17 protein-coding genes and 1 pseudogene are annotated in these 23,870 nt (G+C 72.1%); 9 read left to right on the top strand and 9 right to left on the bottom strand.

All coding sequences use genetic code 11. The features are described from left to right. Nucleotides 1-210: 210 nt before the first annotated feature. Nucleotides 211-969 (top strand): class I SAM-dependent methyltransferase, encoded by a 759-nt coding sequence (locus ACIOEW_RS01425; RefSeq protein WP_401960352.1) that lies wholly within the window; start codon nucleotides 211-213, stop codon nucleotides 967-969. 265 nt (nucleotides 970-1,234) lie between these two features. Continuing rightward, nucleotides 1,235-1,689, top strand: a pseudogene (locus ACIOEW_RS01420) (VOC family protein). 293 nt (nucleotides 1,690-1,982) lie between these two features. Here ACIOEW_RS01420 and ACIOEW_RS01415 read toward each other — a convergent pair. The 3 genes from ACIOEW_RS01415 to ACIOEW_RS01405 form a co-directional block, all read right to left on the bottom strand. Beyond that, nucleotides 1,983-2,825: a sugar phosphate isomerase/epimerase family protein gene (locus tag ACIOEW_RS01415; protein ID WP_401960349.1), complete on the bottom strand. Its 843-nt coding sequence runs from the start codon at nucleotides 2,823-2,825 to the stop codon at nucleotides 1,983-1,985. Continuing rightward, nucleotides 2,822-3,967, bottom strand: a complete 1,146-nt coding sequence (locus ACIOEW_RS01410) for a dihydrodipicolinate synthase family protein (RefSeq protein WP_401960347.1) — start codon at nucleotides 3,965-3,967, stop codon at nucleotides 2,822-2,824. Before ACIOEW_RS01410 ends, ACIOEW_RS01415 begins: the two co-directional genes overlap by 4 nt. Nucleotides 3,968-4,040: 73 nt before the next feature. Then, nucleotides 4,041-5,192 (bottom strand): Gfo/Idh/MocA family oxidoreductase, encoded by a 1,152-nt coding sequence (locus tag ACIOEW_RS01405; protein WP_362551694.1) that lies wholly within the window; start codon nucleotides 5,190-5,192, stop codon nucleotides 4,041-4,043. Nucleotides 5,193-5,326: 134 nt separating this feature from the next. Between ACIOEW_RS01405 and ACIOEW_RS01400 the strand changes: the two genes are divergently transcribed. Both ACIOEW_RS01400 and ACIOEW_RS01395 read left to right on the top strand, forming a co-directional pair. Beyond that, nucleotides 5,327-6,391: a LacI family DNA-binding transcriptional regulator gene (locus tag ACIOEW_RS01400; RefSeq protein WP_362551691.1), complete on the top strand. Its 1,065-nt coding sequence runs from the start codon at nucleotides 5,327-5,329 to the stop codon at nucleotides 6,389-6,391. 160 nt (nucleotides 6,392-6,551) lie between these two features. Continuing rightward, on the top strand, nucleotides 6,552-7,340 hold the full coding sequence (locus ACIOEW_RS01395; protein ID WP_401960345.1) for a sugar phosphate isomerase/epimerase family protein: 789 nt from the start codon (nucleotides 6,552-6,554) through the stop codon (nucleotides 7,338-7,340). Between the two features lie 285 nt (nucleotides 7,341-7,625). Here ACIOEW_RS01395 and ACIOEW_RS01390 read toward each other — a convergent pair whose 3' ends face one another. Further along, nucleotides 7,626-8,525 carry an EamA family transporter gene (locus ACIOEW_RS01390; protein WP_401960342.1) on the bottom strand — a complete coding sequence of 300 codons (900 nt, stop codon included), beginning with the start codon at nucleotides 8,523-8,525 and terminating at the stop codon, nucleotides 7,626-7,628. A 134-nt stretch (nucleotides 8,526-8,659) separates the two neighbouring features. Here ACIOEW_RS01390 and ACIOEW_RS01385 point away from each other — a divergent pair, with 134 nt between their 5' ends. Further along, the gene (locus tag ACIOEW_RS01385) at nucleotides 8,660-9,568 is read left to right on the top strand and encodes a LysR family transcriptional regulator (protein ID WP_401961484.1); all 909 of its coding nucleotides are present in this window, start codon (nucleotides 8,660-8,662) and stop codon (nucleotides 9,566-9,568) included. 152 nt (nucleotides 9,569-9,720) lie between these two features. Continuing rightward, nucleotides 9,721-11,574 (top strand): glycoside hydrolase family 3 protein, encoded by a 1,854-nt coding sequence (locus ACIOEW_RS01380; protein WP_401960339.1) that lies wholly within the window; start codon nucleotides 9,721-9,723, stop codon nucleotides 11,572-11,574. 121 nt (nucleotides 11,575-11,695) lie between these two features. On the opposite strand, the gene ACIOEW_RS01375 is transcribed toward ACIOEW_RS01380, so the two are convergent. Further along, nucleotides 11,696-13,171 carry a S28 family serine protease gene (locus tag ACIOEW_RS01375; protein ID WP_362551679.1) on the bottom strand — a complete coding sequence of 492 codons (1,476 nt, stop codon included), beginning with the start codon at nucleotides 13,169-13,171 and terminating at the stop codon, nucleotides 11,696-11,698. A 100-nt stretch (nucleotides 13,172-13,271) separates the two neighbouring features. Next, the gene (locus tag ACIOEW_RS01370; protein ID WP_401960336.1) at nucleotides 13,272-13,688 is read right to left on the bottom strand and encodes a hypothetical protein; all 417 of its coding nucleotides are present in this window, start codon (nucleotides 13,686-13,688) and stop codon (nucleotides 13,272-13,274) included. Between the two features lie 185 nt (nucleotides 13,689-13,873). Between ACIOEW_RS01370 and ACIOEW_RS01365 the strand changes: the two genes are divergently transcribed. Beyond that, the gene (locus ACIOEW_RS01365; RefSeq protein ID WP_401960334.1) at nucleotides 13,874-14,371 is read left to right on the top strand and encodes a hypothetical protein; all 498 of its coding nucleotides are present in this window, start codon (nucleotides 13,874-13,876) and stop codon (nucleotides 14,369-14,371) included. 27 nt (nucleotides 14,372-14,398) lie between these two features. On the opposite strand, the gene ACIOEW_RS01360 is transcribed toward ACIOEW_RS01365, so the two are convergent. The 3 genes from ACIOEW_RS01360 to speB form a co-directional block, all read right to left on the bottom strand. Then, a complete protein-coding gene (locus ACIOEW_RS01360) occupies nucleotides 14,399-18,136 on the bottom strand; it encodes an ABC transporter ATP-binding protein (RefSeq protein ID WP_401960331.1) in 3,738 nt (1,245 codons plus the stop codon). Nucleotides 18,137-18,374: 238 nt separating this feature from the next. Next, the gene (locus tag ACIOEW_RS01355; RefSeq protein WP_401960328.1) at nucleotides 18,375-20,060 is read right to left on the bottom strand and encodes a thiamine pyrophosphate-binding protein; all 1,686 of its coding nucleotides are present in this window, start codon (nucleotides 20,058-20,060) and stop codon (nucleotides 18,375-18,377) included. Then, nucleotides 20,057-21,025, bottom strand: a complete 969-nt coding sequence (gene speB, locus ACIOEW_RS01350; RefSeq protein WP_362551665.1) for an agmatinase — start codon at nucleotides 21,023-21,025, stop codon at nucleotides 20,057-20,059. The genes ACIOEW_RS01355 and speB overlap by 4 nt, the downstream gene beginning before the upstream one ends. Nucleotides 21,026-21,200: 175 nt before the next feature. Between speB and ACIOEW_RS01345 the strand changes: the two genes are divergently transcribed. Beyond that, nucleotides 21,201-22,682, top strand: coding sequence for a PucR family transcriptional regulator (locus tag ACIOEW_RS01345; RefSeq protein WP_401960325.1), 1,482 nt, complete (start codon nucleotides 21,201-21,203; stop codon nucleotides 22,680-22,682). 179 nt (nucleotides 22,683-22,861) lie between these two features. After that, nucleotides 22,862-23,821, top strand: a complete 960-nt coding sequence (locus ACIOEW_RS01340) for an SDR family NAD(P)-dependent oxidoreductase (protein WP_401960322.1) — start codon at nucleotides 22,862-22,864, stop codon at nucleotides 23,819-23,821. The last annotated feature ends 49 nt before the right edge of the window (nucleotides 23,822-23,870 follow it).

Here is a 23,870-nt window from a genome sequence, read left to right as displayed (position 1 = left end):
GCCGAATCCAGGTTCTGGTTCCCCCCCAACACATGTAGCCCCAGGACCAGTTGGCCATACCCCTTCGACGTATCCACGTCAGACTCAGGCATCACGCAAATGAGGGCGACCGCCCCTTGGGCGTCCGCGTCCCCCGACCGCGAGCGCGAGACTCTCGCCGGCCCCGAATCCGGTGGTGATCCGCGTCCGGGTCCCCGTATCTTCGGCCTCATGACTGACGCGTGCTACGGAGACCCACAGCTTGCCGCGCTCTACGACCCGCTGGACCCGGACCGTGGTGACCTCGACGTCTATCTCCGGATCGCCGAGGAGTTCGGGGCTCGGCGCGTGCTGGACATCGGGTGCGGGACGGGTGTGTTCGCGTTGCTGCTGGCCGAGCGTGGGATCGAGGTCGTCGGAGTGGACCCCGCTCGTGCCTCCGTCGACGTGGCTCGGGCCAAGCCGGGGGCCGGGCAGGTCCGGTGGGTCGACGGGGACGCTGCTGCGGTGCTGCCGCTCCAGGCCGATCTCGCGACCATGACGGCGAACGTCGCGCAGGCGATCGCCGATCCGCAGGCATGGCGGGCGACCCTTCGGTCGGCGTACGAAGCCCTGCGGCCGGGCGGGTGCCTGGTGTTCGAGACCCGCGTCCCGGCCGTGCGCGCCTGGGAGGAGTGGACCCGTGAGGCCTCGTACAAGGTGACGGAGGTCCCGGGGGTCGGAGCGGTCGAGAGCTGGGTCGAGGTCATCGAGGTGAACGGGCCGCTGGTGACGTTCCGTGGGACCTGCGCATTCGCGGTGGACGGGCAGGTGCTCACGTCGGAGTCGACATTGCGGTTCCGCGAGCGGCAGGAGGTCGAGAAGGACCTGACCGCGCAGGGGTTCACGGTGGAGGACGTACGCGACGCACCCGACCGGCCGGGCCGGGAGTTCGTCTTCGTCGCGCGACGCCCATGGCCGGCGGAGGCGGCCCCTGACCTTCGTTCATGAGGGCAGGCCCGACGCCATGGCACGCTCTGAGCCCGTGAAGAAACACGTCCCGGCGACACCCGGGAACTCCCGCGTAAGAGCCCTCAGGAACCCTGCGGGAAGGTGCGCGTACCCAGCTCGAGGGAGGGCCACCTCTCGCAGCGCGCAGCCCCGGGAGCGCACGCAAGGCCCACGCATCGGCGATGACCTGGCCTTGTGCGCCTGCCACTCCTAGGGTCGTTGCGAAGGTGGATCGTCTGTCAGACCTGCCTGGGATGCTCCGGGTATGGAGATGACAGTGCAGCTGACGATCGACTGCTCGATCCGCAGAGAATGGTGGCTTTCTGGGCCGAGGCCCTGGGCTACGTGCCCGAGCCTCCACCGGGCGGGCACGCCACGTGGCGTGCCTACTGGGCGGCGGTGGGGGTGCCCGAGGCGGAGTTGCCGGCCGGCGCCGGAGATATCCCGGAGTCCGTCATCGATCCCGCGGGATGTGGGCCGAGGGTGTGGTTCCAGCAGGTTCCGGAGCAAAAGGTCGCCAAGAACCGGTGGCACTTCGACCTGAAGGTCGGTGGGGGCCGTGACATCCCACTGGACGTCCGCACTCAGCGGGTCAAGGCTACGGTCGAGCGGCTGGTCAAAGCAGGTGCCACCGTGCTGCGGATCAAGGATGAGCCGGACACGGGGCTCTACGCCGCCGCCATGCAGGACCCCGAGGGCAACGAATTCGACGTCGTCTGAAGGCCGTTGCGACGGCGCCGGTCACAGCGACTCGTTCACTGCATCGCCGCTGCCGTGGCCAACACGGCGGAAGCCCAGCGGCCACCCGGTGTGTGAGGCTGTGCGGACAGCGAAACGGGGCCCGGTCTCTCGACCGGACCCCACTCGCTTTCCCCCTCGGTCGGAGCTTCCCAATCCCCCCGGATCCCTCCCCGGAAGCGTCCGACGGGAGATATGACGCGGCAGGGTGCTCAAGGGTTGTACGCCTTGGCAATCTCTTTGCCTGGGAGGCCGCAGCGACCGGATCTACGGACTCAGCAGGCGTGCTCCACGTACCGGGCGGCGACCTCCGCCAGGACCTCGGCGCCGTCGCGGGCCCAGAGGTCCTCGTTGAAGATCTCCACCTCGATGGGGCCGTCGAAGCCGGTGGCCTCCACTGCCGTGCGGAGGGCGCGGAAGTCCACGCTGCCGTCGCCGAGTTGGCCACGGCCCAGCAGGACGCCCGCCGGGAGCGGGGTGATCCAGTCGGCCAGCTGGAACGAGTGGATGCGGCCGCCCGCTCCCGCGCGGGCGATCTGGGTGGGAGCCTGGTCGTCCCACCAGAGGTGGTAAGTGTCGACGACCACGCCCACCTGGTCGGCCGGGAAGCGTTCCGCGATGTCCAGGGCCTGGGACAGGGTGGAGACGACGCAGCGGTCCGAGGCGAACATCGGGTGCAACGGCTCGATGGCCAGGCGTACGCCGCGTTCGGCCGCGTAGGGGGCCAGTTCGGCCAGTGCGTCAGCGATGCGTTCGCGGGCGCCGTACAGGTCCTTGCTGCCCTCCGGGAGGCCGCCCGAGACCAGGACCAGGGTGTCCGTGGACAGGCCCGCCGCCTCGTCGAGCGCCGCGCGGTTGTCGTCCAGGGCGCGGGCCCGCTCGGCCGGGTCGAGGGCGGTGAAGAAGCCGCCCCGGCAGAGGCTGGTCACGGACAGGCCGGAATCCGAGAGGAGTTGCGCCGCGCGCTCGACTCCGTACTCCTGGACGGGGGCCCGCCACAGGCCGACCTTGTCGATGCCCGCCTTCGCGCAGCCCTCCGCGAGCTCGGGCAGCGACCACTGCTTGATGGTCTCCTGGTTGATGGAGAGCCGGGAGATGTCGGTAGGGGTGTCGGTCATCGGGAGCCTCCTTGCACGGTGAGCAGGGCGCGCATCCGCGACTCGGCCAGTTCCGGGTCGGGGAACAGGCCCAGGCGGTCCGCCAGTTCGTACGCCTTCGCCAGATGCGGCAGTGAACGGGCCGACTGCAGTCCGCCCACCATCGTGAAGTGGTCCTGGTGGCCGGCCAGCCAGGCGAGGAACACCACGCCCGTCTTGTAGTAGCGGGTGGGTGATTGGAAGAGGTGGCGGGACAACTCGACGGTCGGGTCCAGGAGTTCACGGAACCCCTTCGCGTCGCCCGTGTCCAGGACCCGTACCGCGTGCGCGGCCAGCGGGCCGAGGGGGTCGAAGATTCCGAGCAGGGCGTGACTGAAGCCGCGGTCGTCGCCGGCGATCAGTTCGGGGTAGTTGAAGTCGTCCCCGGTGTAGCAGCGCACCCCGCTCGGGAGGCGGCGGCGGACGTCGATCTCGCGCTCCGCGTCGAGGAGGGAGATCTTGATGCCGTCGACCTTGTCGGGGTGCTCGGCGATGACCTGGAGGAAGGTGTCGGTGGCCTTGTCGAGGTCGGCGGAGCCCCAGTAGCCGTCCAGGGCGGGGTCGAACATCGGGCCCAGCCAATGCAGGACGACCGGTTCGGTGGCCTGGCGGAGGAGATGGGCGTACGTCTCCAGGTAGTCCTGCGGGCTCTTCGCCGCGGCGGCGAGTGCGCGGGAGGCCATCAGGATGGCCTGGGCGCCGCTCTCCTCGACGAGAGCGAGCTGCTCCTCGTACGCGGACCGCACCTCGGCGAGCGTGGCCGGGCCCGCGGGGAGCTGGTCGGTGCCGACGCCGCAGGCGATGGCACCGCCGACGGACTCGGCCTCGGCTGCCGAGCGGCGGATCAGCTCGGCCGCGCCGGCCCAGTCCAGGCCCATGCCGCGCTGGGCGGTGTCCATGGCCTCGGCGACGCCCAGGCCGTGCGACCAGAGGTGGCGGCGGAAGGCGAGGGTGGCGTCCCAGTCGACGGCTGCCGGTGAGTCGGGGCTGATGTCGGCGTACGGGTCGGCGACGACGTGGGCGGCGGAGAAGACCGTGCGGGAGGCCAGGGGCGCGCCGCCCGGGGCGAGGTCGAGCAGGGTGGCGCGGGGCTCGTACGGCCCCTGCGGGAGGTGGATCGTCATCGTGTCCACTCCGGTGCGACGGGGACGGGAACGGGTACGGCGGGGGTGGGTACGGCGGCGGCGCGGGGCTGCGTCACAGGTTCAGCTCCGGGACGTCGTAACGGCGGCCTTCGGCGGAGGACTTGAGACCGAGCTCGGCGAGCTGGACGCCGCGGGCGCCGGCCATCAGGTCCCAGGTGTAGGGCTCGTCGAGCACGATGTGGCGGAGGAACAGCTCCCACTGGGCCTTGAAGCCGTTGTCGAAGACCGCGTTGTCGGGGACTTCCTGCCACTGGTCACGGAAGGACTCGGTGACCGGGAGGTCGGGGTTCCAGACCGGCTTGGGGGTGGCCGAGCGGTGCTGGACGCGGCAGTTGCGCAGGCCCGCGACGGCGGAGCCGTGCGTGCCGTCGACCTGGAACTCGACGAGTTCGTCGCGGTTGACGCGGACCGTCCAGGAGGAGTTGATCTGGGCTACCGCGCCGCTCTCCAGCTGGAAGATGCCGTACGCGGCGTCGTCGGCGGTCGCGGCGTACGGCTTGCCGTGCTCGTCCCAGCGCTCGGGGATGTGCGTCTGGACGTGCGCCTGGACGGTGGTGACCCGGCCGAACAGCTCGTGGAGCACGTACTCCCAGTGCGGGAACATGTCGACGACGATGCCGCCGCCGTCCTCGGAACGGTAGTTCCAGGAGGGACGCTGGGCCTCCTGCCAGTCTCCCTCGAAGACCCAGTAGCCGAACTCGCCGCGCACGGAGAGGATCTCGCCGAAGAAGCCGCCGTCGATGAGGCGCTTCAGCTTCAGCAGGCCCGGCAGGAAGATCTTGTCCTGGACGACGCCGTGCTTGATGCCGGCGTCCCGGGCGAGGCGGGCGAGGTCGAGGGCGCCCTCGACGTCGGTGGCGGTGGGCTTCTCGGTGTAGATGTGCTTGCCCGCCGCGACGGCCTTCTTGATCGCCTCGACGCGGGCCGAGGTGACCTGGGCGTCGAAGTAGATGTCGATGGTGTCGTCGGCGAGGACCGCGTCGAGGTCGGTCGACCACTCGGTCAGACCGTGGCGCTCGGCGAGCTCCTCCAGCGCGTGGGCGCGGCGGCCGACGAGGACCGGTTCGGGCCACAGCACGTCGCCGTTGCCGAGATCGAGGCCGCCCTGCTCGCGGATCGCGAGGACCGAGCGCACCAGGTGCTGCCGGTATCCCATGCGACCCGTGACGCCGTTCATGGCGATGCGCACTGTCCTGCGTGTCACGAAAGTTCCTCCATACAGCCGTAGCAAGCGCTTTCTATGCGGTATGACGCTAGCCTGCCGACAGCGGCCTGGACAAGAGGGGGCGCGCTGATTGGTTTGGTCCACTCCCCCTCATCACTCCTCGGAGGAATGCGATGACAGTCACCCTGGCGGACGTGGCGGCTCGCGCCCGGGTGTCCCCGGCCACCGTCTCCCGCGTGCTGAACGGCAACTACCCGGTGGCGGCGTCCACCCGGGAGCGGGTCCTGCGTGCGGTGGACGACCTGGACTACGTGCTCAACGGGCCCGCGAGTTCGCTCGCGGCGGCCACGTCCGACCTGATCGGGATCCTGGTCAACGACATCGCCGACCCCTTCTTCGGGATCATGGCGGGCGCGGCCCAGACGGAGATCGGCGGTCCGGGCGACGGATCGGGCCGGGCCGGCGGCGAGAAGCTCGCGATCGTCTGCAACACCGGCGGCACCCCGGAACGCGAACTCACCTACCTCACCCTGCTCCAGCGCCAGCGCGCCGCCGCGGTCGTCCTCACCGGCGGCGCGGTCGAGGACCCGGCCCACCAGGCCGCGATGTCCGCGAAGCTGGCGAAACTCGCGGACGCGGGCACCCGGGTGGTGCTGTGCGGGCGGCCCCCGCTGCCGGACAACGCCTCCGTGGTGGCCGCACTCGCCTTCGACAACCGGGGCGGCGGCCGGCGCCTCACCGAGCATCTCCTCTCGCTGGGCCACCGCGACATCGGCTATGTCGCGGGCCCGGTCGAACGCACCACGACCCGCCACCGGCTGGAGGGCCACCGCGACGCGATGAAGGCCGTGGGGCTCGTGGGCGACGAGGAACGGCTCACCGTGCACGGCTCCTACGACCGCCGGTCCGGCTACGACGCCACGGTCGAACTCCTGCGCCGCGAACCGGAGATCACGGCCGTCGTCGCGGCGAACGACACGGTCGCCCTCGGTGCCGCGGCGGCGATCCGCGACCGCGGACTGCGCATCCCCGAGGACATCTCGGTGGCCGGCTTCGACGACCTGCCGTTCTCGGTGGACGTGGTCCCGGCCCTGACGACCGTACGGCTGCCGCTCGTCGAGGCGGGGGCCCGGGCGGGCCGGCTGGCGACCGGCAAGGAGACCCCGCCGCCCGGCGGCATCGCGACGATCGCCGCCGAGTTGATGGTGCGGGGGTCGACGGCCGCACCCCGAGGGTGAATCACCCGCGGGGCCGGGGCCGGGGCCGGGGATCGACAGCTGCGCCCCGGAGGTGACGGCCCGCACCGGCCCGTGAGTCGGGCCGCCGGGACCGGGTACGCGTCGGACATGCCCCGGTCCGTACGGTGCAGGGGCACATACCGACGGAAGGGACACGCACGTGAAGCTCGCTTTCTCCACTCTCGGGGTGCCGGGACTGCCGGTATCCGAGGTCGTCCGGCTGGCCGCCGAGCACGGCTACCAGGGGGTGGAGCTGCGCGCCCACCCCGAGGAGCCGGTGCATCCCGGGCTGTCGAAGGCCGAACGGGCCGATGTGGTGCAGGAGTTCAAGCGGGGCGGGGTCGAGATCCTGACCGTGGCCGGCTATGTACGGGCTGCCGCCGAGGGCGACGACCAGCCGGTGCTGGACGAGCTCGCCGGGCTGATCGAGCTGGCCCACGACCTGGGCGCGGACCACGTCCGGGTCTTCCCGGGCGGCGGCGACCAGGACCCCGCCACGGCCGACGCGACCGCCGCCCGCCGGCTGGCCGCCGCAGCCCCGTACGCCGCCGACATGGATGTACGCATCCTGCTGGAGACCCACGACTCGCACCGCGCGGGGGTCGATGTGGCCCGGGTGGTCGGCACGGTGGGGCACGGGAGCATCGGCGCGTTGTGGGACATCATGCACACCTGGCTGGCGGGTGAGGAGCCGGTGGCGAGCCATGCGGTACTGGCCCCGCACCTGGGATACGTACAGGTGAAGGACATCGCCTCCACCGAGGACACCACGCCGGTGGCCCTGGGCGCGGGGGTGCTGCCGCTGCGGGAGTGCCTGGACACCCTGGACGCGGACGCCTGGGTCTGCTGGGAGTACGAGAAGCGCTGGCACCCGCAGGCTGCGGAGCTGCCCGGACTACTGAGCGCGGGGCGCGAGCACCTGCTGCGGCTGGGTGCACCCAAGGACTAGGAAGCGTCCGCGAAGCGGCGTCGTCCGCCCGAGGGCTGGGCCTGCGGCGTCCGGTGCTCGCTCTCACACAGCGCCGGAGTGCCCTGGTAGCAGAGGCTGCTCGGGCATTCCGGCAGCGCCGCGAGAGTCCGTGCCGGACCCCGCAGGCCGGGCGGGACTTCGCGGACACGGCCCACAACCTCGTGCACGACAGGAACCCTCGCTGCATCCGTACAAGCCAACGGCTCGGGCTGGGCGACGACGCAAGCTGCTGAACTGCGGCGATGCCTATCGTGCACGAGCTCGTCAGAGTGGCATGGGGACCGGCTCCGGAACGGACTCGCGGGGGCGCCGCGCCCCCGCGAGCGAGGTCAGGGCCACCCCGCCGACCAGCAGCGCCGCCGCGCACCACCGCAGCGGGCTCACCGACTCGTCGAGCAGCAGCGCGGCCGACGACATCCCGAAGACCGGCACGAGCAGGGTGAACGGGGCCACGGACGAGGCCTGGTAGCGGCTCAGCAGGAAGCCCCACGCCCCGAAGCCGAAGATCGTGACGACCCAGGCGACGTAGACGATGATTCCGGCGCCGCTCCAGTCGAGCGCGGCGAGCGCGTCCCGGTCGCGGTCCCAGCCCTCGAAGAGCAGGGAGAGTCCGAGCAGCGGCAGGACGGGCACGGTCGAGACCCAGACCATGAAGTTGAGCGAGTCGGGCGGGGCGGCCTTGCGGGTCAGGACGTTCGACACACCCCAGCAGGCCGCCGCCGCGATCACCAGGACGAACGCGAGCACGGGCCCGCTCGCCCCCTCGTCGACGGCGGCGACCCCGATACCGGCGAGGGCCACCGCCATCCCCAGCACCCGGACCTTCCCCGGCCGTTCACCCAGCACGAGTGCCGCGAGGATCGCGGTGAAGACCGCCTGCACCTGAAGGACCAGGGAGGAGAGCCCGGCGCCCATCCCCCGGTCCATGCCGATGAACAGCAAGCCGAACTTGGCCACGCCCAGCGCCAGCCCCACCCCCACGATCCACCTCCACGCGACCTTGGGCCTGCCGACGAAGAAGACCGCGGGCAGCGCCGCGACCAGGAAGCGCAGGGCGGAGAAGAGCAGCGGCGGGAAGTGGTCGAGCCCGAGCTCGATGACGACGAAGTTGACACCCCAGAGGGCGGCCACCAGAACGGCCAGGGCGATGTGGAGGGGACGCATGCACCGAGGATCGCGTGCGCGGACCATGTAGCACCAGCGCGGATTTCTTCATGGTGAAATTGAGCGTTGCTAATGAATGGCCCATGAACCGACGGAACAACGGCTCATGCGCCAAAGGAACCCCGGAGGCTCCGGTGCTCGATCTCGCCCGGCTGCGCGCACTGCACGCCATCTCCGTCCACGGCTCCGTCGCGGGCGCCGCCGCCGCTCTCGGCTACACCCCGTCGGCGGTCTCGCAGCAGATCACCAAGCTGGAGCGGGAGACCCGCACGACGCTGCTGGAGCGCCGTGGCCGCGGTGTCGCACTGACCGAGGAGGCGGTCCATCTGGCCGCCGCCGCACAGGAGTTGCTTGCGATCGTGGAGCGCGCCGAGACTTCGCTGGAGGAGCGCAGGGGGCTGCCGACGGGGCGGCTGTCGATCGGCGCGTTCGCTTCGGCGGCGCGCGGGCTGCTGCCCGGGGTGCTGGCGGAGCTGGACCGCGAGCACCCGGCGGTGGACGTACGGCTGACGGAGGTCGACCCGCACCTCTCCGTCGACCTCGTGGCCAAGGGCGTGATCGACCTGGCCGTCGCGCACGACTGGGACATCGCCCCGCTGCCCGCCCCGGAGGGCGTGGCGCAGGCGGTGATCGGGGACGACCGCTGCGATCTGCTGGTGCCGGCGGGACATCGGCTCGCGGGCCGGGACGGGGTGCGGCGCGAGGAACTGGCGAGGGAGCGGTGGATCTGCCAGCCGCCGGGGACCGTCTGTCACGACTGGCTCGTACGGACGCTGCGCACGGCGGGCTACGAGCCGGACATCCGCCACCAGGCCGAGGAGAACCACACCCAACTCGCCCTGCTCGCGGCCGGTCTCGGCGTCGCGATGATCCCCCGGCTGGGCCGCGGGCCGCTGCCCGACGGGGTGGTGGCGGTGCGGATCGACCCCGTACCGGTGCGGCGGCTGTACGCGCTGTGGCGTACGGAGGCGGCGCGCCGTCCGGCGATCACCGCGGCCGTCTCGGCACTTCAGGCGCACGGAGCGGGTGTGGGGCTGCGGTAGCCGGGGCGGTCCGCCCTGCGCCGGGACGCGCTCAAAATGGTCCGGACCCTTGACCGGAAGTTATTTTCTGGATATCCGTGATCCTTGGAAGTTTCTTTCAGCACAGTTGCTTTCACCACCTCTCGTCACCGAGTACGGCCGAAGGAGCTCACGTGCACGACCGCACCTCCAGACGCACCCTCCTCACCGCCACCGCAGCCACGGCTGTCGCGGCGGCTGCGGGTATGGCAGTCGCCCCCGGCGCCGTCGCCGCCCAGAAGTCCGCAAGCAGCAGCAGCCATACCTCCGCCGCCACGACTCGACGGCTGAAGCGGCTCATCTCCCGGATGAGCCTGGAGGAGAAGGTCGGCCAGCTCTTCGTCATGCGGGTCTACGGGCACTCCGCGACCGAGCCCGACCAGGCGGACATCGACGCCAACCTCGCCGAGATCGGGGTGCGCACCGCCGCCGAGATGATCGCCAAGTACCACGTGGGCGGCATCATCTACTTCGCGTGGGCGCACAACACCCGTGACCCGCACCAGATCGCCGATCTCTCCAACGGCATCCAGCGGGCCGGCCTGGCGGGCGCCAACGCCCTGCCGCTCCTCATCTCCACCGACCAGGAACACGGCATCGTGTGCCGGGTCGGCGAGCCCGCCACGCTGATGCCGGGCGCGATGGCGCTGGGCGCGGGCGGTTCGCGTTCCGACGCGCGGCGGGCCGGGCAGATCGCGGGCGCCGAACTGGCCGCGATCGGCATCCGGCAGAACTACGCCCCGGACGCGGACGTCAACGTCAACCCGGCCAACCCGGTGATCGGTGTCCGTTCCTTCGGCTCCGACCCGCAGTCCGTCGCCGGGATGGTCGCCGCCCAGGTGAAGGGGTACCAGAGCTCCGGGATCGCCTCCACGGCCAAGCACTTCCCCGGCCACGGCGACACCAGCACCGACAGCCACACCGGCCTGCCGGTGATCACCCACACCCGTGAGCAGTGGGCCGAGCTGGACGAGCCGCCGTTCCGGGCGGCGATCGCCGCGGGCATCGACTCGATCATGACGGCGCACATCGTGGTGCCCGCGCTCGACCCGGCGGAGGACCCGGCGACCCTGTCCAAGCCCATCCTCACCGGCATCCTGCGCGAGGAGCTCGGCTACGACGGCGTCGTGGTCACCGACTCGCTCGGCATGGAGGGCGTACGGACGAAGTACGGCGACGAGCGGGTGCCGGTGCTCGCCCTGCAGGCGGGCGTCGACCAGCTGCTCAACCCGCCGAGCCTGGAGGTGTCCTGGAACGCCCTCCTGGCGGCCGTGAAGGGCGGCGAGGTCAGCGAGGCCCGCCTCGACGAATCGATCCTGCGCATTCTGCGGCTGAAGACGAAGCTGGGTCTGTTCGACGACCCGTTCGTCACCCACCGGGGCGTGGACCGTACCGTCGGCACCCGGTCGCACCTCGCGGCCGCCGACCGGATCGCGGAGCACACGACCACGCTGCTGGACAACCCCGGTGCGCTGCTGCCGCTTTCGCGCCGCTCCCACAAGAACCTGCTGGTGGTGGGCGCCGATCCGGCCTCACCGTCCGGTACGACGGGGCCGCCGACCACCACCCTGGCCGAGGCGTTCAACGAGCTGGGGTACACGGCCACGGCCCTGTCCACCGGCACCGCCCCGACCAGGGCGGCCATCGACGCGGCGGTGGCGGCCGCGCAGGGCAAGGACGCGGTGGTCGTGGGGACGTACAACGTCACGGCGACCAGTTCGCAGCGGACCCTGGTGAGCGAGCTGGCGGCGACCGGCGTCCCGGTGATCACGGTCGCGATCCGCAACCCGTACGACATCGCCCGGCTGGCCGGGACCGGATACGCGGCGAGCCTGGCTTCGTACTCCTGGACCGACGTCGAACTGCGGGCGGCCGCCCGGGTGATCGCGGGCCGGGCCGAGCCGGAGGGGACGCTGCCGGTGCCGGTGCAGCGCGCGGACGATCCCGCGCAGGTGCTGTACCCGGTGGGCTACGGGCTGACGTACTAGGCGGTGTCCGCGAAGGATCGCCGTCCGCCCGGAGGGCGGGCGGGACTTCGCGGACACGACCTGGACGGTTCCCGCGCCGGCGGCGGCCCCTGAACGGGCCGGCCGCCGGCGCGGGGTTCCGCTACGGGCGCCTGGTGCCGAGCCGGTGCTCGGTCGTCAGGTCCTTCTTGTCGAGCCGTGCGTCGAACTTCGCGAGCGGCTTGGCCTTCGCCGGGTCCGCCTGGACGGCGGCCGGGGCGACGCCCGCCCAGCGCAGGATCGCCGCGGTGGCCGTGGCGTTCTCCGCCGGGGCCAGACCTGCGACGTTCGAGCCGTGGTTGCCGCCGGGCACCGTGAAGACATAGCTGTCACGGGCGCCCGCACCGAGCCGGAAGCGCTCGGCGCCCCACGGGTCGTTCTGCCCGTACACGTACAGCATGTGGCTGGCGTGGTGCTTCACCCAGGTGTCGACGTCGCGCATCGCCGAGGGCTGGAACTTCATCGGGATGGAGCTCGGCACGAAGTTGCGCGGCGGCTGGTAGCCGTAGCGGCTGAGCCCGCCGAGCCAGGGCTGCTCGATGTCCGGCGAGCCGAGCTGGGTGCCGGCCTGGTAGTAGTACGGCGTGTAGTTCGCCAGGCCCTGGTCCGCGTAGGCGGAGAAGCCGGAGATCGAGTCGATCGAGTCCCAGATCGCCTGGTCGGTGGCGGTCTTGGCGTCGGCCGGGATGGTGTCGCAGTCGGCGAGCAGACTGTACTGCCAGTACGCCCAGACGTAGTCCATGACGACGGCCTCGTAGGCCTTGTCGAGGGTGCCGACGGTGGTGAAGGTGTAGCCGTTGTCGGCGGCGTACTGCTCGTACTTCCGCTCCAGCGGTTCCCGGCGGACCAGCGCCTCGCGCTGCACGCCCTCCAGCCGGTCGCGGCACTCCTTGGTGCCCACGTTCGCGAAGAACCGGTCGTACGCCGAGTCCTCCTTGTTGACCACGTCGTTGGGAGCGACGTACGCGACGACGCCGTCCATGTCCTTCGGGTAGAAGCGCTCGAAGTACGTGGCGGTCATGCCGCCCTTGGAACCGCCGGTGGTCAGCCAGTTCTTGGAGTAGATCCGCTTCAGCGCGGTGAAGACCCGGTGCTGGTCACTGGCTGCCTGCCAGATGTCGAGCTTGGACCAGTCGGCGGGCGCCGGGCGCGACGGGGTGAAGAACCGGTACTCCAGCGAGACCTGGTTGCCGTCGATGATCCGGGTCGGCTCCGAGCGGCTGGGGTTGGTGGAGACGTTGTAGCCGCTGGTGTAGAAGACCGTCGGGCGGGAGGTGTCCTTGTGCAGCAGGGTGATGCGCTGCTGGAAGGTGCCCTTGGACGGGTGCCGGTGGTCGACCGGCTGGGTGTAGTTGAGGATGAAGTAGCGGTACCCCTCGTACGGCTTCTCCTCGATGAGACTCATTCCCGGGATGGCCAGGATGCGGTCCTTGATGTCCGTGCTCGTACCGCTGTCACTGACTGCGGTACGGACCGCGGCCGGTTCTGCGGCGGTGGCCGCTCCGGCCGAAGCACCCGTCGCACTCACTGTGCCGATGAGCACCGCGAGCGACAGGAACCCTCTGAGCGCCTTACGCATTTACACCCTCCCCATGATTCACAACAGACGTCGTGAACCTAGCGGGGCAATACCTGCACCACCAGACCCTGTTGCCAGGGCATGCGCTCGGGTCACCCGGTCAGCACAGGATCCAGTCCGTGGTTCCGGTCTTCCCCGCGATCGTCCCCGAGGCCCGGACGCACCGGTTCAGCGCGTGGACGGTCACCGGTCCGGCCCGGTGGGTGAAGCCGCCGCTGTCGACGACGGGCCGGCCGCCGCGGGCCTGGATCTGTACGGACATCCGGCGGCGCTTGCCGGGCTTGGACGCGACGGCGGTGGCGCAGGCGTAGCCGCGCGTCCGGTAGACGCGCAGCTCTCCCGTCGCGAACTTGACCGTCTTGGCGGGCCGTCCGGCGCACACCGAGGCGGCGTCGGCACTGCTCGCCTCCACGCCGCCGACGACGAGCGCGAGGGCGGTCGTCAGAGCAAGGGCGAGCAGGCGGGACGGGACCCCGCGTACCGTGCGCCCACCATGTCGTGCGGTCCCTCTGGTCACCAGCAGCCCCATCGCCTCATCGAACGTCCGTGCCCCTACCCCACGCTTGTACGTGCACACGTGTACCTGCGTACGACGCGGGAGGCCATCCGGAGGTTGCACCCGGCGCGGTCCGCATTCCGCGCAGCCGGACCGGCACACGATGGGCCCGACAGGACAGACCCGCACGAAGGGCAGGAACCGCCATGACCCGACTCCGCACCTCCGGGCGCCCCCGTGGCCGGCTCGTCATCGGCCGCACGCTGCTCGCCGCCGCTCTCCTGACCGCGGTGGCCGCCGTCCCGGCCACCGCTGCGGTCACTCCGGGCGCACCGGTCGCGGCGACGGCCCGCAGCGGACTCGCCGCCCCGGCGTACCAGCAGGTCGCCCACTTCTACGGCGCCTACATCGACGCGGTCGCCAACGGGGACGGCGGCGGACTGGCCGCCTCGCTGCGGGACTTCTACCTGACGTCCGGCCTGCGCGCCGAGCTGAACGACTGGGAGGCGGCCAACCACGCCGACGGTGTGCTGCGCGCCCAGAACACCCCGGCCGGCTTCCGGGTCACCGGGGGCGACAGCGGCGCCGGCCACACCTGGTCGACGGTCCGGCTCACCTGGGGTTCGGAGACCGACCCCACCTACACGTATCTGAAGGTGCAGTCGGACCTGGCGACCGGAAGGATCTCCGGCATCCGCGAGTGACCGAAGCCGCAGCGGGGACCCGCCGGTTCACACCCCGGCGGGCTCGTCCTCCCCTATGAAGGTGCGCCACAGCACGGCGTAGTGCCCGTCCTGGGCGAGGAGTTCGTCGTGGGTGCCGTCCTCCACGACCCGGCCGTGGTCCATCACCACGACCCGGTCGGCACGGGCGGCGGTGGTGAGGCGGTGGGCGACGACGAGAGTGGTGCGCCGGCCGGCGAGGCGGTCCGTCGCCTGGTTGACCAGGGCCTCGCTGGCGAGGTCCAGGGAGGCGGTGGCCTCGTCGAGCAGCAGGACGTCCGGGTCGACGAGCTCGGCGCGGGCGAGCGCGATCAGCTGGCGCTGGCCGGCCGAGAGGTTGCGGCCCCGTTCGGCGACCTCGTGGAGGTAGCCGCCGTCCAGGGTGGCGATCATGTCGTGCGCGCCGACCGCCCGGGCCGCCGCCTCCACCTCGGCGTCGGTGGCGTCCGGCCGCCCGTACGCGATGGCGTCGCGCACCGTGCCGGCGAAGAGGTACGCCTCCTGCGGCACGACCCCGAGCCGGTGCCGGTACGCGGTGAGGCCGAGGTCGCGCAGATCGGTGCCGTCCGCGGTGACCCGGCCGCCCGTCGGGTCGTAGAAGCGGGCGACGAGCTTGACGAGGGTGGACTTGCCCGCGCCGGTCTCGCCGACGAACGCGACCGTCTGCCCGGCCGGGATGTGCAGGTCGATGCCGGTGAGCGCCGCCTCCTCGCCGCCGTACGCGAAGGACACGTCCTCGAACGCGATCTCACCGCGCAGCGACAGCACGTCCAGCGGTTCGTTCCGGTCGGTGGTGGACGCCGGCTCCTGGAGGAGTTCCTGGATGCGGCCGAGGGAGACGGTGGCCTGCTGGTAGCCGTCGAAGACCTGCGAGAGCTGCTGCACGGGCGCGAAGAACAGGTCGATGTAGAGCAGATAGGCGACCAGCGCACCGGTGGTGAGCGTGCCGTTGTCGACCCGGCCCGCGCCGACGATCAGCACGGCGGCGGCGGCCACCGCCGCCAGCAGCTGCACGAACGGGAAGTACACGGAGATCAGCCACTGGCCGCGGACCCGGGCCTCGCGGTAGTGGTCGCTGCGCGCGGCGAACCGGTCCGCGCCGTCCTGCTCGCGGCGGAAGGCCTGCACGATGCGGAGACCGGAGACGGACTCCTGGAGGTCGGCGTTGACGACGCCGATGCGCTCACGGGCCAGCTCGTACGCCTTGACGCTCTTGCGGCGGAAGAAGAACGTACCGACGACGAGGACCGGCAGGGTCGCGAAGACGACCAGGGCCAGCTCCACGTCGAGCACCAGCAGCGCGACCATGATGCCGAAGAACGTGACGACGGAGACGAAGGCCGTGACCAGACCGGTCTGGAGGAACGTGGACAGGGCGTCCACGTCGGTCGTCATCCGGGTCATGATCCGGCCGGTCAGTTCACGCTCGTAGTAGTCCAGGCCGAGACGCTGGAGCTGCGCGAAGATCTTCAGCCGCAGCGAGTAGAGCACCCGCTCGCCGGTGCGGCCCGTCATGCGGGTCTCGCCGACCTGAGCCGCCCACTGCACGAGCACGACCAGGAGGCCGAAGGCCGAGGCGGTCCAGACCGCGCCGAGCGCCAGCTGGGTGACTCCCTCGTCGATGCCGTTCCTGATCAGCACCGGCAGCAGCAGGCCCGCCCCGGCGTCCACGGCCACCAGTGCCAGGCTCACCAGCAGCGGCAGCCCGAAGCCGCGCAGCAGCCGGCGGAGTCCGTAGGACTCCTCGGCGTGCACGGCGCGGGCCTCGTCGATGTCCGGGGTGTCGGTCGCCGGGGGCAGGGACTCGACCTGGGCGAGGAGCTCGGGGGTGGCGGGTGTGCCGGCCGCGTCGGTCTCGCGCTCCTCCTCCTTGCGGACCCACAGCTCGGGGGTGATGCCGCGCTCGGCGTCGAACTCGGCGTCGATCTCCTCCTGGAGTGCACGGTCGTCGGCGGGGTCCGTAACCGTGGCTGCCTGATGGCCGGGCGAGGTGCCGCCCAGCTCGTCAGGGTCGGTGAGCAGGCGCCGGTAGAGCGCGGAGCGGCGCTCCAGCTCCTCATGGGTGCCGATGTCGGCGAGCCTGCCGTTCTCCAGGACGGCGATCCGGTCCGCGAGGCCCAGGGTGGAGCGGCGGTGGGCTATCAGCAGGGTCGTGCGGCCGGCCATGACCTGCCGCAGCGCCTCGTGGATCTCGTGCTCGACGCGGGCGTCGACGGCGGACGTGGCGTCGTCGAGGAGGAGCAGCCGGGGGTCGGTGAGGATGGCGCGGGCGAGTGCGACGCGCTGACGCTGGCCGCCGGAGAGGGTGAGCCCGTGCTCGCCGACCTTGGTGTCGTAGCCGGCGGGCAGCTCGGCGATGAACCGGTCGGCCTGGGCGGAGCGGGCGGCCTGGGCGATCTGTTCGTCGGTGGCGCCGGGGAGCCCGTAGGCGATGTTGGCGCGGATGGTGTCGGAGAACAGGAAGCTGTCCTCCGGTACGAGTCCGATGGCGGCCCGCAGCGAGTCGAGGGTCAGTTCGCGCACGTCGTGTCCGCCGACGAGGACGGCGCCGTGCGTCACGTCGTAGAACCGGGGCAGCAGCAGCGAGACGGTGGACTTGCCACTGCCGGACGCGCCGACGACGGCGACGGTCTCGCCGGGCTCGATGGTCAGCGAGAAGCCGTCGAGGACGGGGCGGGACTCGTCGTAACCGAAGCGCACGTCGTCGAACTCGACGCTGGCGGGGGCGTCGGCCGGGAGCTCCTTGGTGCCGTCCTGCAGGGACGGCTCGGTGTCGATCAGTTCGAGTACGCGCTCCACACCGGCACGGGCCTGCTGGCCCACGGTGAGGACCATGGCGAGCATCCGGACCGGGCCGACGAGCTGGGCGAGGTAGGTGGAGAACGCGACGAACGTACCCAGCGTGATCTCGCCGCGGGTGGCGAGCCAGCCGCCGAGGGCCAGCATGGCGACCTGGCCGAGGGCGGGGACGGCCTGGAGGGCGGGGGTGTAGCGGGAGTTCAGGCGGATGGTGCGCAGCCGGCCCGCGAAGAGCCTGCGCCCGACCTCGCGCAGCTTGCCGGTCTCCTGCTCCTCCTGCCCGAAGCCCTTGACGACGCGGACGCCGGAGACGGCCCCGTCGACGACTCCGGCGACGGCAGCGGCCTGCGACTGGGCGTACCAGGTGGCGGGGAAGAGGCGGGTGCGGGAGCGGCGGGCGATGAACCAGAGGGCGGGGGCGACGGCGACGGCGATGAGGGTCAGCAGCGGCGAGAGCCACGCCATGATCACCAGGGAGATGAGGAAGAGCAGCACGTTCCCGATGGTCATCGGGAGCATGAACAGCAGGCTCTGGATCAGCTGGAGGTCGCTGGTGGCGCGGCCGACGACCTGCCCGGTGGAGAGCTCGTCCTGGCGCCTGCCGTCGAGGCGGGTGATCGTCCCGTACATCTCGGTCCGCAGGTCGTGCTGGACGTCGAGGGCGAGCCGGCCGCCGTAGTAGCGGCGGATGTAGGTGGAGACGTAGACGAGCGCGGCCGCGACGATCAGCAGTCCGGTCCAGACGGCCAGGGACCGGGTGTGGCCGACGACCACGTCGTCGATGATCACCTTGGTGACCAGGGGGACGAGGGCCATCACCGCCATTCCGGCGAGCGACGAGCCGAGGGCGAGCAGCACGTTGCGCCGGTAGCGCCAGGCGTAACCGCACAGCCTCCGTGCCCAGCCGCCCGGCTGCCCGCCGCTCCCTTGCTCCCCTGCGTCCGACACCCGGTGCCTCCCGATCTACCTGCTCCGACGGAAGGCACCAACGCGGTGGACTGCGGATTTCATCCCGCTGCAACAAATACGGGACCTTGGGCGTAGGTCCTGCGGTCTGCCCGCCTGCCGCCTGCCCGCCTGCCCGCCTGCCCGCCGAAGCGGGCTCGCGGGCGGCCGGAGAGTCGTACGTGCCCGGCTGAACGCCATGGGTGCGGCCCGGAGGCCCCGGGCGCGGTGCGCGGGCGCCCTACAGGTGCGTCGGCTCGAACATCCTGAGCAGGGCCGGGAGCACGACGACCGAGGGGCCGGGCTGGGCGATCGCCTTGGCCAGGTCGTCGGCGAGCGTCTCCGGGCTCGTACGGACCGCGGGGACGCCGAAGGACTCGGCGAGGGCGACGAAGTCCGGGCGGGACAGTTCCGTCGCGCTGGTCTCGCCGAACGCATCGGTCATGTACTCGCGCAGGATGCCGTAGCCGCCGTCGTCGACGATCAGCCAGGTGACCGGGAGGTCGTACTGACGGGCGGTGGCGAGTTCCGCGATCGAGTACATGGCGCCGCCGTCGCCGGAGACCGCGAGGACCGGCTTGGTCACGTCGGCGGCGGCCGCGCCGATGGCCGCGGGGAAGGCGTAGCCGAGGCCGCCGGAGCCCTGGGCGGAGTGCATGGTGTTGGGGCGGCGGGCGTCGAAGGCGGCCCAGGCCCAGTAGGCGAGGATCGTCATGTCCCAGAAGCTGGGGGACGTGTCGGGCAGGGATGCTCGGATCCCGGCGACTAGGTGCTGTTCGAGGGTGAGCTCCTGGGCGGCGATCCGGTCCCGAACCCGGCCGAGCACCGCTGCGACGCGCTCGGCGGCGGCCGGGTCCTCGCGTGGGCTGACCGCTTCGAGGAGGTCGGACAGTGCGTCGCGGGCGTCGGCGTGGATGCCGAGGGCCGGGTGGTTGGACTCCAGCTTCCCGGCGTCGGCCTCGATCTGCACGACCCGGCCGCGCGGGGCGAAGGTGTAGTAGTTCGACGAGAGTTCACCGAGGCCGGAGCCGACGACCAGCAGAACGTCGGCGTCCTCCAGGAAGTCCGTCGTGTGCCGGTCCTCGATCCAGGACTGGAGCGAGAGCGGGTGCTCCCATGGGAAGGCGCCCTTGCCGCCGTAGGTGGTGACGACCGGCGCGCCGACCCTCTCCGCGAGGGCGCGCAGCTTGCCGGACGCGTCGGAGCGTACGACTCCGCCGCCCGCGATGATCGCCGGACGCTCCGCGTTCGACAGCAGGTGGGCTGCCACCGCGATGAGCTCGGGGCGGGCGTGCACCTCGCGCGGGGTGGCGTCCATCGCGGTCACGACGGGGAGCGTCGTGGCGGTGATGAGCACGTCCTGCGGGATCTCGATCCAGACCGGGCCGTGCGGGGCCGTGAGCGCGGACTCCCAGGCGGCGGCGATCGCGGACGGGATCTGCGAGGCGGTACGGACGGTGTGCACGGACTTCACGATGTCGCGGAACGACGCCTTCTGGTCGCGCAGCTCGTGCAGGTAGCCGTGGCGGCCGCCGCCCAGGCCCGCGGTCGGGATCTGGCTCGAGATCGCCAGCACCGGGGCGGAGGCGGCCGCCGCCTCCTGGAGTGCGGCGAGCGAGGTGAGGGCGCCGGGTCCGGTGGACAGGAGGAGCGGGGCCACCTCGCCGGTGATGCGCCCGTAGGCGTCGGCGGCGAAGCCCGCGTTGTTCTCGACGCGCAGGCCGACGTAGGTGAGGGACGAGCGGCGCAGCGCGTCGAACATGCCCAGGGCGTGCTGCCCGGGCAGGCCGAAGACGGTGGTCGCACCGAGACCCTGGAGGGTCTCGACGACGAGGTCGCCGCCGTTGCGCCCGGGCGGCGGGTTCAGCGCGGCGGCGATCTGGCCGGGGGTGAGCTCGGGCCGCTCGTCGTGGTGGTCGTGGCTCACTTCTGGCGGGCCTCCGCAATCTGCCGGGTCATGATCGTCGTCAGCTCGTACGCGGTGTGCGAGGCGGCGACGGAGGTGATCTCGGCGTGATCGTACGCGGGGGCCACCTCGACCAGGTCGGCGGAGACCAGGTTGCAGGAGGACAGCCCGCGCACGATCTCCAGCAGCTCGCGGGAGGTGAGGCCGCCGGCCTCGGGGGTGCCGGTGCCGGGGGCGTGTGCCGGGTCCAGCACGTCGATGTCGATGGAGATGTAGAGCGGCCGGTCGCCGATGCGCTGGCGGAGCTGGTCGGCGATCTCGTCGACGCCGCGTCGCATCACGTCGGCGGAGGTGACAATGCCGAAGCCCATCTTGGCGTCGTCGGTGAGGTCCTGCTTGCCGTACAGCGGGCCGCGGGTGCCGACGTGGGAGAGCGCGGACGTGTCGAGGATGCCTTCCTCGACGGCCCGGCGGAACGGGGTGCCGTGGGTGTACTCGGCGCCGAAGTAGGTGTCCCAGGTGTCGAGGTGCGCGTCGAAGTGGAGCAGCGCGACGGGGCCGTGCTTCTTGGCGACGGAGCGCAGCAGCGGCAACGCGATGGTGTGGTCGCCGCCGAGCGTCATCAGGCGGGCGCCGGTTGCGAGCAGGTCGTCGGCCGCGGCCTCGATGGTCTCGACGGCCTCGTTGATGTTGAAGGGGTTCGCGGCGATGTCCCCTGCGTCGGCGACCTGCGCGAGGGCGAACGGCGAGGCGTCCTGCGCCGGGTTGTAGGGACGCAGCAGCCGCGAGGCCTCCCGGATCGCGTTGCCCCCGAAGCGGGCGCCGGGCCGGTAGGAGACGCCCGAGTCGAAGGGCACACCGACGACGGCGACGTCCGTCGTGCCGACCTCGTCGAGGCGGGGCAGCCGGGCGAACGTCGCGGGCCCGGCGTACCGCGGGACGCGGGAGGAGTCGACGGGGCCGCGCGGCGTTTCGTTGCTGCTCATGGGGTGGGGGCCTTTCCTTCGGTTCCTTCGGCGACGCGCTGTTTCGAGTGTGCCGGATCCCCCACGACGGCACGGAAGCGCGCGCACGGGTCCGCTGACGACGCTAGGCGTCGGGGCAGCAACCCTGAAGTGTATGTTTCATCCATTCTTACCTCGCCGAACGGATGAAACATCCATGCCCGATGTCCCCCCAGGCCCGCCCGCCCCGGCCGACTCCCCCGCCGGACCGCCCACCCCGCCCGTTCCGCTGACCGGGCTGCTGGCCCTGGAGGAGCTCGGGCTCCGCAGGATCGCGGGTCCGGCCGACGCCGAGCTGTTGTGGGTGCACACCTCGGAGATGGCGGACCCGTATCCGTATCTGCTCGGCGGCGAGCTGCTGCTGAGCGCCGGGGTGCTGCTCACGGACCCGGACACCTATGTGGCCCGGCTGGTGGAGGCGGGGGCGGCGGCGCTCGGTTTCGGGGTGCGCCCGGTCCATGACACGGTTCCGCCGGAGCTGGTCGCGGCGTGCGACCGGCACGCGCTGCCGCTGGTGGAGGTGCCGCCCGGGACGCCGTTCACCGCGATCGCGCGGGCGGTGTGGGGGCTGATGGCCGAGGCCCGCCACCGGGAGCTGCGCCGGGTGACCCGGGCCCAGCAGGCCCTGGCGACGGCGGCGGCCCGGCCGGACCCGATCCCCGCGGTGCTGCACCAGCTGGCGGTCCGCCTGTCGGGGCGGGCGGCCCTGCTGTCAGCCGACGGCGAGGAGCTGCACGCGGCGGGCCGGCAGCCGGCCCCGGAGGTGCGGGCGGCGCTGGCCAGGCTCTCCCGGGTGGTCGCCCCCGCAGTCCACCCCGCCCCCGCCCCCACCTCGGCCACCGACACGCTGGGCCCCGCCCACCTGTCCGCGTACGCACTGGGCGGCGGGCAGGGGCTCGCCCTGACCCTGGCCACGGACCACCGCGAGCCGGGCGACCACACCATCGCCGGGGTCGCCGTCGTCCTGCTCTCCCTGCTGACCGCCCCGCACCAGGGCGCCGACGCGGCGGACCGCTCGGCGGCGCTGGTCCGGCTGCTCCTCGGCGCGGACCCGGCCGGGGTCGCGCCGCTGCTGGGCGGCGACGGGCGGTGGACGGTGGTGCACGCGCGCCGCAGCGGCGGCGAAGCGGTGGACCCGCTCACGGCGGGCGCGCTCGGCGCGGCCCTGGGCTCGGCGCTCGTGGACGCGGGCCGGGGCGGCGAGGCGGTACGGGTCCTGGTCCCCGGCGGCGACCGGATCACCCCGCAGCCGGGCTGGACGCTCGGCGCCTCGGCCCCCGCCCCGGCCGACGCCCTGGACACCGCCGACACCCAGGCCGCGCGCGCACTCGGCCGGGCGGAGGCGACCCGCACCCCACTGGCGGTGGACGAGCCGGTTTCCGGCCTCGCCGCCCTGCTCCCGCCCGGCCCGGCGGCCGCCCGTGCCCGCACCCTCCTCGCCCCGCTCACCGCGCCGCTCGCCGAGACCCTGCGCTGCTGGCTCTCCCTGAACGGCAGCTGGGACCGTACGGCGGTGGCCCTGTCCGTCCACCGCAATACCGTCCGCCAGCGCATCGCGCGATGCGCGGTGCTGCTGGGGGTGGACCTGGACGACATGGACGTACGTACGGAGTTGTGGCTCGCCCTGCGGCAGAGGTGACTCGCGCACGAGCACGCACACAGGCCCGCAGGGCCGCAGGGCACTCACGCACGCCGGCGGACGGACGCCCCCGCAGCGCCCCGCCGGCTTCATCGGCGGAACGCCGGGCGTCCGACGTCAACTGCCCGACGCCAACTGCCCTTGCGTTAGAGCGCGGTTCAACATCTAGCGTCCCCCTCATGACAACACCTCAGCACAAGACCGGATCAGGCTTCGGTGCCCGCAGCACCGCGGACGACGTCCTGAGCGGGATCGACCTGTCCGGCAGCACCGCGATCGTCACCGGCGGCTACTCGGGACTCGGCCTGGAGGCGACGCGCGCTCTGGCGGCTGCCGGAGCCCACGTCATCGTCCCGGCCCGGCGACGGGCGGTCGCTCAGGAAGCGGTCGAGGGCATCGACGGCGTGGAGACCGACGACCTCGACCTGGCCGACCTCGAAAGCGTCCGCGGGTTCGCCGAACGGTTCCTGGCCTCCGGGCGCGAGATCGACATCGTGATCAACAGCGCCGGGATCATGGCCTGCCCCGAGACGCGGGTCGGCCCGGGGTGGGAGGCGCAGTTCGCCACCAACCACCTCGGTCACTACGCGCTGATCAACCGTCTCTGGCCGGCGATCGCCCACGGTGGTGCGCGCGTGGTCGCCGTGTCCTCCGGCGCCCACGGCATGGGCATGCGCTGGGACGACGTGCACTTCGAGAGCGGCTACGACAGGTGGGAGGCGTACGGGCAGGCGAAGGCGGCGAACGTGCTGTTCGCCGTCCACCTCGACGCACTCGGCCGCGACGCCGGAGTCCGGGCGTTCGCCGTGCATCCGGGCAGCATCCTCACCCCGCTCCAACGCCACCTCGCCAAGGCGGACATGGTCGACGCGGGCTGGATCGACGAGAACGGCACCCCGACCGATCCCACCTTCAAGACCCCCCGGCAGGGCGCGGCGACGCAGGTCTGGGCGGCGGCCTCCCCCCAGCTTGCGGGCATGGGCGGCGTGTACTGCGAGGACTGCGACATCGCCGAGCCGGCCGGCGACGGCTCGGAGGGCGGCGTGCACGCACACGCCACCGATCCCGAACAGGCCGCGCGCCTCTGGGCGTTGTCGGCCGGCCTCACGGGTGTCGACGCTTTCGCAGCGGCCCGCTGAGGGCCGTCCGGCGATCCCTGTGCGCCGGGCCTGCGCGATGTAGCGTCGC

This window comes from Streptomyces sp. NPDC087901, from assembly GCF_044742205.1.
GTDB lineage: Bacteria > Actinomycetota > Actinomycetes > Streptomycetales > Streptomycetaceae > Streptomyces.
The sequence above is the reverse complement of the archived record's forward strand: the minus strand, read 5'-3'. Positions and strand labels throughout refer to the sequence as shown.